Raw genomic sequence first — 7631 nt, forward strand, 5'->3', positions numbered from 1 at the left:
CACAATGGGTGCATGACCTACGGACCGCCCCAAGGGGGCTACCCCGCCGGGTCGCCGCCCGCGATGGGGCAGCTCCTCGTGCACTCGTCGTTCAACGCGATGGCGTTCATGCTCGCCTTCACCGGCCCCCGGGTGACGATCAACGGACACCCCGCGAGCGTCCGCTGGGGCACTGCGCCGTTCAACCTGCCTGCCGGGAACCACCACCTGCGGGTGTCCACGCGGTACCTCGGCGACTTCGGGCCCGCCGAGCTGCCCGTGACGATCTACCCCGGCCAGCAGACGACCGTCTACTACCGGCCGCCGGCCGTCATCGGGATGCAGGGGTCGATCGGCTTCGCGCCGCAGGGGACGCGGGGCATCTCCGCGATCATGGCGATCAACGTGATCGCCATCGTCATCCTCGTCGCGGTGGTCGTGGCCATCGCGGTCAGCTGACCGCGTCGAGCACACCCTCGATCTCCTCGGCGATGGACACGTCCAGCGCGGTGATGCCACCCTCCGAGTGCGTGCTGCAGCGGAACGTGAGCGTCCGCCAGCGGATGTCGATGTCCGGGTGGTGGTTGTCGTTCTCGGCGATCTCCGCCACCCGGTTCACGACCTGGATGGCCTGCGGGAAGCTCGCCAGCTCCACGTCCCGGCGCAACGCGCGCACCGGACCCTCGTCGAGGGACCAGCCCTGGAGGCGGCCAAGGGCCTTGCCGACTTCTTCGTCTCTGAGCAGCTCGGGCATGCCTCCATGGTGACGGGTCGGACCACCGCGTGCACAGGTACGCTCGGCAGACACACGGGAGTCCGGAATGCCGGGCTGAGAGGAGGGCGGCCGCCCTCGACCGTTCGAACCTGATCCGGGTCATGCCGGCGCAGGGAGGGAGGCAACGATGCGGCTACGTGCGTGCGTCGCGGTGTTGGGGCTGCTGCTCGCCGGGTGCTCACTGGGCGGTGGCGACGACGGCGGCGGCGAGCGGAAGGTCGTGCTCGTCACCCACGACTCGTTCGCCATGGACGACGCCGTGATGAAGGACTTCACGAAGCGGACCGGCATCACGATCGACGTCCGCAAGCTCGGCGACGCCGGCGCGCTCACCAACCAGCTCGTGCTCACCAAGGACGACCCGATCGGCGACGTCGCGTTCGGGGTCGACACGACGTTCGCGTCCCGGGCACTCGACGAGGACGTGTTCGCGCCGTACCAGGTCAAGGGGAGCGGCGGCGGCGAGGACGCCTACGCGCTCGACGACACCCACCGGCTCACGGCGGTCGACCGTGGCGACGTCTGCCTCAACATCGACCCCGCGGCCTTCGCCGCGAAGGGCGTGCCGGAGCCGACGACCTACGCCGACCTGGTCAAGCCCCAGTACAAGGACATGCTCGTGGTCGAGGACCCGGCCACGTCCTCGCCCGGCCTCGCCTTCCTGCTCGGCACGATCACGAGGCTCGGCGACGGCGGTGGCTGGGAGGAGTACTGGAAGTCCCTGAAGGCCAACGGCGTCAAGGTCGTCAGCGGCTGGGAGGAGGCCTACACGCAGGACTTCTCCGGCTCGTCGGGCAAGGGGCCGCGGCCGATCGTGGTCTCCTACGCGTCCTCACCGTCCGCGGAGGTGGACGACAAGGGCAACCCGCGCACGAAGGCCGTGCTGGACACGTGCTTCCGGCAGGTGGAGTACGCGGGCGTGCTCGCGAACGCCAAGCACGCCGGCGACGCGGGGAAGGTCATGGACTTCCTGCTGTCGGAGCGGTTCCAGTCGCAGGTCCCGGCGCAGATGTACGTCTACCCGGTCCGCGCGGGCGTCGCGCTGCCGGCGGCGTGGCTGCGCGCCGCGCCGCTGCCGGACGACTCGGCCAGGCTGCCCGTGCGGGACATCCAGCAGAACCGGGAGCGGTGGATCACCGAGTGGCGCGGCATAGTCCAGGGCTGAGGCCGCGGGGAGTCGCGCTCCTCGCGTTGGTGCCGCTGGGTTTCCTCGCGGTCTTCTTCGTGTGGCCGGTGGTCGCGATCCTGCGGCTCGGCCTCGACGAGGGCGGCGTGCTGGCCACGCTCGGGACGGCCGAGGTGTGGCGGCTCGTGGGGTTCACCGTCGCGCAGGCGGCCGGGGCGACGGCGGTGGCCGTCCTCGCCGGGCTGCCGGTCGCGTTCCTGCTGGCCCGCACCGCCCTGCCCGGCCTCGGGCTCGTCCGGGTGATCATCCTGGTCCCGTTCGTGCTGCCGAGCGTGGTGGTGGGGCTGGCGTTCCGCGCGCTCATGCCCGGCGGCGGGGTGTGGGCCATCGTGCTGGCCAACGCGTTCTTCAACGTCGCGGTGGTGGCGCGGACGGTGGCCGGGCTGTGGACACACCTCGACCGGCGGGCCGAGGACGCGGCGCGCGCACTGGGCGCCTCCCGGCTGCGGACGTTCACGTCGGTCACGCTGCCCGCGCTCGCGCCGGCCCTCGGTTCGGCCGCGGCGGTCGTGTTCCTGTTCTGTGCCACCAGTTTCGGCGTCGTACTCATCCTCGGCGGAGCGCGGCTGCGGACGCTGGAGACCGAGATCTACCTGCGCACGGTCGAGCTGCTCGACCTGTCCGGCGCCGCCGCGCTGTCGTTGCTGCAGCTCGGCGCGGTCGTGGCCGTGCTGTCGATCGGCGCGCTCGCCCGGCGGCGCAGGGAGACGGCGTTGCGGCTGCGTGGCCAGGCCGAGTCGGCACGGAAACCCGCCGGCGGCGAGTGGTTCGTGGTCGCGCTGGCACTCGCGGTGGTCGCGCTGCTGCTCGTGCCGGTCGTCTCCCTGGTCTCACGTTCCACTGTGGACGGTTGGCGGGCGCTGGCCGGCTTCGGTTACCGGGGCTCGCTGGAGATCTCCGGGCTCGACGCCGTCCGCAACTCCCTCGCCGCGGCCACGGACGCGACGCTGCTGGCCGTCACGCTGGGCACGATGGCGAGCGTCGTGCTGGTCTCCTTCGCCCGCAACAGGGTCAGGTTCACCGAGGTCGTCGACACCGCGTTCATGCTGCCGCTGGGCGTGTCCGCGGTGACCGTCGGCTTCGGTTACCTGATCACGCTCGACCTGCTGCCCGGCGACCTGCGCACGTCACCCGTGCTCGTCCCGCTCGCGCAGGCGATCGTGGTGACGCCGCTGGTCATCCGCATCATGCTGCCGGTGCTGCGGTCGATCGACGAGCGGCTCAGGCAGGCGGCGTCGTCGCTGGGCGCCGGCCCGTGGCGGGTGTGGTGGGAGGTGGACGTGCCGATGGCCGGCCGGTCGCTGCTGACCGCCGCCGCGTTCGGGTACGTGGTGGCGCTGGGCGAGTTCGGCGCGACGAGCTTCCTGGCCCGGCCGGACACCGCGACGCTGCCGGTCGCGATCGCGCGGCTGATCTCGCGGCCGGGTGAGCTGAACAACCAGATGGCGTACGCGGCCTGCACGTTGCTGGTCGTGGTGACGGTCGCGGTGGTCGCGGTCGTCGAGCGGGTGCGCGTGCCGGTGGGAGAGTTCTGATGCTGGCGGTGACCGGGTTGACCGTGCGGTACGGCGCGCTGGCCGCGGTGTCCGAAGTGGACGTCGAGGTGGCGGACGGCGAGGTGCTGGCGCTGCTCGGCCCGTCCGGCTGCGGGAAGTCGACGCTGCTGCGGGCGGTCGCCGGGCTGGAGCCGCCGGTCTCCGGCGCGGTCCGCTGGGACGACACGGACCTGGCGGACGTGCCGGTGCACCGCCGCGGCTTCGGGTTGGTGTTCCAGGACGGGCAGCTGTTCCCGCACCGGGACGTGGCCGGCAACGTCGCGTTCGGGCTGCGAATGCGGCACGTGCCCGCCGCGGACCGGCGGACGCGGGTGGCGGAGCTGCTCGAGCTGGTCGGTCTCGGCGGCTACGAGCGGCGCAGGGTGACCGAGCTGTCGGGTGGCGAGCAGCAGCGGGTGGCGCTCGCGCGGGCCCTGGCGCCGCGGCCACGGTTGCTGCTGCTGGACGAGCCGCTGTCCGCGCTGGACCGGGCGCTGCGGGAGCAGCTGGCGATGGACCTGGCCGGGCTGCTGCGGATCGCCGGGGCGACCGCGCTGGTGGTGACGCACGATCACGACGAGGCGTTCACCCTCGCCGACCGGGTCGCGGTCATGCGGGCCGGCCGGATCACGCAGACCGGACCGCCGGAGGAGGTGTGGCGGCGGCCTGCGGACGAGGACACCGCGCGGTTCCTGGGGTGCGGCCTGTTCCTGCCGGCGGTGGTGGCGGACGGCGTCGCGACGTGCGCACTGGGGTCGGTGGCTCTGCCGTGGGCGCCGTCGGGTTCGGTGACGCTCGGCCTGCGGCCGGCCGCGTTGCGGCTCGGTGACGGCGGGATCTCCGGGAAGCTCGTCCGGTCCGTGCACCGCCGCGACCACGTCCGCCTGCAGGTCCGGCTGGACTCCGACCAGCTGGTGGACGCGGTCGCCGGCATCGCGGAGACACCGGGCGACCACGTCCGGCTGAGGTTGGACCCGGACGGGCTAGCCGTCCTTGGTGGCCATGCGGGCCAGGGCCAGTGAGTAGCCGATCACGATGTAGCAGGCGGCACGCAGCAACCCGGTCATGATGCCGTCGGTCGGCATCGGGTCACGGATGACGTCGGCGAGGCCGTCCCAGCCGTCGGTCAGCAGGAACGGGTGCAGCCAGTCCAGTGCCGAGATGTTGTTCAGGATCGTGAACACGATGATCCCGCCGAGCGCCGCGGCCATCACGACCAGCGGATGCTCCGTCGCCGCCGAGATCGCCAGCGCGATCGCCGCGACCGCCCACACCTGGACGGTCACCAGCACGGCCATCAGCGCGATCCGGCCGAGTGACTGGCCGAACGGCAGCGTGGTGCCGGACATGGTCAGCAGGCCGTCACCGCCGAGGATCGTCAGGCCGGCGATGATCCCGACGACCGTGATGATCGCGACGGCCACGAACGTCAGCACCGCGACGCCGAACGCCTTCACGGCCAGCAGCCGCACCCGGCTCACCGGAGCGAGCAGCAGCCCGCGCAGCGCGCCGGTCTGGGTCTCGCCGGCCAGCGCGTCCGCCGACCACATGGCGCCGAGCATCGGCAGCAGCATCACCATGCACAGCATCAGCACGAAGACCGGCAGGATCAGGCCGTTGTCGGCGACCAGCGCGGCGACGCCCTGGATCACCTGGTCGCCGGGGCCGCCGGTGGGTGCCGAGGTCGCCACGGCCATGGCGATGCCGGCGAGGATCGGCCCGAGGACCAGCAGGCCGAGCGCGACGAGCGTGCGTGGCCGGCGGAACATGAACCGCAGCTCGGACCGCAGGAGCCGCCCGATCGGGGCCTTGGTGCGGTGCTCGGTGACGATCGGCGCGTCGAGTGCGAGCGTCATGAGGGCTCCTCGAAGGTGTCCACATCGGACAGGCCGTCGCCCTTTTCGGCGGAGTCGGTGAGCCGGGCGAACAGCTCCTCCAGCCCGGTCCGCTGCCTGCGCACCTCGTGCACGGAGACACCCGCGCCGACCAGCGTGGCCACGACCTCGGGCGCGGTCGTCGCGGCGAGGTCGACGTGCACCCCGTTCGGCACCTCGCGGGCGGGGATCCTGTTGTCCCGCAGGGAGTTCACCGCGACCGTCACGTCCGGGGTGGACACCATGAGCCCGGCGTCGCCGGCCTCGAGCAGCTCGGCCAGCTCGCCCTGCGCGACCACGGAGCCCTTGTGCAGCACGGCGACGTGCGTGCAGGTGGCCTCGACCTCGGCCAGCAGGTGGGAGGAGACGAGCACGGTGGTGCCGGCGGCGTGCAGGTCGGCGATGACGGCGCGGACCTCGCGGGTGCCGGCCGGGTCCAGCCCGTTGGTCGGCTCGTCCAGCACGACGAACCTGCGTGGGATGAGCAGCGCGGACGCGAGCCCCAGCCGCTGCTTCATGCCGAGCGAGTAGCCGCGGTAGCGCCGGTTGGCGGCGGCGGTGAGACCGACGCGCTCCAGTGCCCGGCCGACCGCGCGGGTGATGTCCTTCGCGGCGAGGTGCGGCTCGGCGGCCGCGACGCGCAGGAGGTTCTCCCGGCCGGACAGGAACGGGTGGAAGCCGGGGCCCTCGACGAGCGCGCCGACCTCCGGGAGTGCCCAGCCCGCGCCCTCGGGCATCTTGTGGCCGAGCAGCTCGACGGAGCCGGCGGTCGGCAGGACGAGGCCGAGGAGCATGCGGATGGTGGTGGTCTTGCCAGAGCCGTTGGGGCCGAGCATGCCGAGCACCGCGCCCATCGGCACTTCCAGGTCGACGTGGTCGACCGCGACCGTCTTGCCGTAGACCTTCCGCAGGTTGCGGGTCCGGGCGGCGAGACGGGGGGGAGCCCCCGCGGTGGTCGTCGCGGGGGCCTCCTCAGTCTCCGTCATGTCCGTGACGGTACTCATTTCACGGTCTTGAGTGCCTCGACGAGCACCTGCTGGGGCACCGCGCCGACCGCGACCTGGCCGTCCTGGGTGATCAGGGCGGTGCCGACGCTGGCGGAGATCACGTAGCCGGTGCCGAAGTCCCCGTGGACCTCCTTGCCGAACGTGCCGAGCAGCGCGGTGAGGTCCTGGCCGGACCGCTCGCCGGTCGTGTTCATCAACTCGGCGGGGATCTTGCCGGTGGCGACGATGTCCCAGCCGCGGCCGACGGTCTTCATGTCGACCTTGCCCAGCCAGTCCTCGAGGTTCTGGCCGTGGACCTCGTCCTGGACCTTCTCCTCGGAGACGGACGCGCCGGCGGGCGGGGTGAAGGCGAAGAGCTTCGGGTCCTGCGTGGCGTGGGTGAAGTCCGTGAAGCCGATCTTCACCGCCGGGTCGGCCTGGCCGTTGGCGAGCACCTCGACCGACATCGGGATCCGCAGCTCGGAGTCGATGGAGACGCGGATCTCGCGAAGCAGCGTCTTCTCGGTCGGCTTGGGCGTGAGGACGAGCTGGTAGACGGGCCGGTCCGCGACACGCGCCGTGCCGTCGACGGTGACCGTCGAGTCCTGCTGCATGGCGGTGACCAGCTGGGCGGCCGCCTTGGCCGGGTCGGCGAACATGCCCTCCAGGGGCTTCTGGCCGGCGTTCTCCTGGTGCGGCACCTTGGTGACCGTCCGGTCCTCGGAGTTCCAGACCCAGACGGTCGACCCGTCGTCGACGATGGTCATCTCACTCTGGCGGCCCGGGACGGCCAGGCGCGCCTTGCCCGAGCCGTCGGCCCAGACCTCGGCGGCCTTGCCGTTGCTGGGGCTGGCCGGAATGCCCGGGATCGGCAGGCCGAGATGGTTCTGCACCTCGACGGACCCGGCGAAGGCCGGGATCTCGGTGTTCAGCACCGACTGGACCAGCGACTCGGCGCTCACCGGTGGCAACGCCGGCGGTGCCTCCCCGGCACCGGCCGGCGTCGCGAGCAACACCAACCCGACGACCCCCGCCGCGGTCCCGGCCGCCGCGAACGACAGCGCGGTCTTCCTCGAGTTCATGTGCACCCCTCGTTCGTTGTCTTTCTCGTGCCTGTGACCTTGAGGTTGCCGCACGGTTACTGAGATGGCCCTGAGAGCGCCCGAGAACCTGAGATTCCACTGAGAGTCGCAGGTCGCCGGCGCCTCGAACCGCATCGTAGGCCGCGGCCGCCACTCGACCCCGCCGCGGCGACGCCCCCACCGCCACCGACCACGGGATCTACGCCGCGAGGAA

Annotated in this window: 8 protein-coding genes and 1 riboswitch; of the genes, 4 read left to right on the top strand and 4 right to left on the bottom strand. The window is 72.2% G+C overall.

The annotated features are described in order from the left end of the window. Nucleotides 1-12: 12 nt before the first annotated feature. Nucleotides 13-438, top strand: coding sequence for a hypothetical protein (locus tag VET29_RS00420; RefSeq protein WP_324913072.1), 426 nt, complete (start codon nt 13-15; stop codon nt 436-438). Here VET29_RS00420 and VET29_RS00425 read toward each other — a convergent pair. Then, complete coding sequence (locus VET29_RS00425) at nt 431-733, bottom strand: 4a-hydroxytetrahydrobiopterin dehydratase (RefSeq protein ID WP_324913074.1); 303 nt, start codon at nt 731-733, stop codon at nt 431-433. The genes VET29_RS00420 and VET29_RS00425 overlap by 8 nt on opposite strands. Before the next feature lie 44 nt (nt 734-777). Continuing rightward, nucleotides 778-887, top strand: a riboswitch (TPP riboswitch). Here VET29_RS00425 and VET29_RS00430 point away from each other — a divergent pair. The 3 genes from VET29_RS00430 (at nt 882) to VET29_RS00440 (ending at nt 4497) form a co-directional block, all read left to right on the top strand. Next, nucleotides 882-1919 (top strand): thiamine ABC transporter substrate-binding protein, encoded by a 1038-nt coding sequence (locus VET29_RS00430; protein ID WP_324913078.1) that lies wholly within the window; start codon nt 882-884, stop codon nt 1917-1919. Its footprint overlaps the riboswitch before it by 6 nt. Before the next feature lie 26 nt (nt 1920-1945). Then, nucleotides 1946-3475 carry an ABC transporter permease gene (locus VET29_RS00435; protein WP_324913102.1) on the top strand — a complete coding sequence of 510 codons (1530 nt, stop codon included), beginning with the start codon at nt 1946-1948 and terminating at the stop codon, nt 3473-3475. Beyond that, a complete protein-coding gene (locus tag VET29_RS00440; RefSeq protein WP_324913105.1) occupies nt 3472-4497 on the top strand; it encodes an ABC transporter ATP-binding protein in 1026 nt (341 codons plus the stop codon). The genes VET29_RS00435 and VET29_RS00440 overlap by 4 nt, the downstream gene beginning before the upstream one ends. Here VET29_RS00440 and VET29_RS00445 read toward each other — a convergent pair. Genes VET29_RS00445 through VET29_RS00455 form a run of 3 tightly spaced genes read right to left on the bottom strand, consistent with a single transcriptional unit; the run spans nt 4459 to nt 7417 of the window. Then, nucleotides 4459-5331, bottom strand: coding sequence for an ABC transporter permease subunit (locus tag VET29_RS00445; RefSeq protein WP_324913081.1), 873 nt, complete (start codon nt 5329-5331; stop codon nt 4459-4461). The two genes, VET29_RS00440 and VET29_RS00445, sit on opposite strands and share 39 nt — an antisense overlap. Next, nucleotides 5328-6335 carry an ABC transporter ATP-binding protein gene (locus VET29_RS00450; protein ID WP_324913083.1) on the bottom strand — a complete coding sequence of 336 codons (1008 nt, stop codon included), beginning with the start codon at nt 6333-6335 and terminating at the stop codon, nt 5328-5330. Before VET29_RS00450 ends, VET29_RS00445 begins: the two co-directional genes overlap by 4 nt. Nucleotides 6336-6349: 14 nt before the next feature. Beyond that, nucleotides 6350-7417 (bottom strand): LolA family protein, encoded by a 1068-nt coding sequence (locus VET29_RS00455; RefSeq protein ID WP_324913087.1) that lies wholly within the window; start codon nt 7415-7417, stop codon nt 6350-6352. Nucleotides 7418-7631 lie beyond the last annotated feature (214 nt).

The sequence above is a fragment of the Actinophytocola sp. genome (assembly GCF_035634895.1).
Classification (GTDB): domain Bacteria; phylum Actinomycetota; class Actinomycetes; order Mycobacteriales; family Pseudonocardiaceae; genus Actinophytocola.

Bases quoted from the DNA above. Each gene is read 5' to 3' on its own strand.
- VET29_RS00450 (WP_324913083.1), bottom strand. From the start codon at position 6,335: ATGACGGAGACTGAGGAGGCCCCCGCGACGACCACCGCGGGGGCTCCC.
- VET29_RS00425 (WP_324913074.1), bottom strand. From the start codon at position 733: ATGCCCGAGCTGCTCAGAGACGAAGAAGTCGGCAAGGCCCTTGGCCGC.
- VET29_RS00430 (WP_324913078.1), top strand. From the start codon at position 882: ATGCGGCTACGTGCGTGCGTCGCGGTGTTGGGGCTGCTGCTCGCCGGG.
- VET29_RS00455 (WP_324913087.1), bottom strand. From the start codon at position 7,417: ATGAACTCGAGGAAGACCGCGCTGTCGTTCGCGGCGGCCGGGACCGCG.
- VET29_RS00445 (WP_324913081.1), bottom strand. From the start codon at position 5,331: ATGACGCTCGCACTCGACGCGCCGATCGTCACCGAGCACCGCACCAAG.
- VET29_RS00420 (WP_324913072.1), top strand. From the start codon at position 13: ATGACCTACGGACCGCCCCAAGGGGGCTACCCCGCCGGGTCGCCGCCC.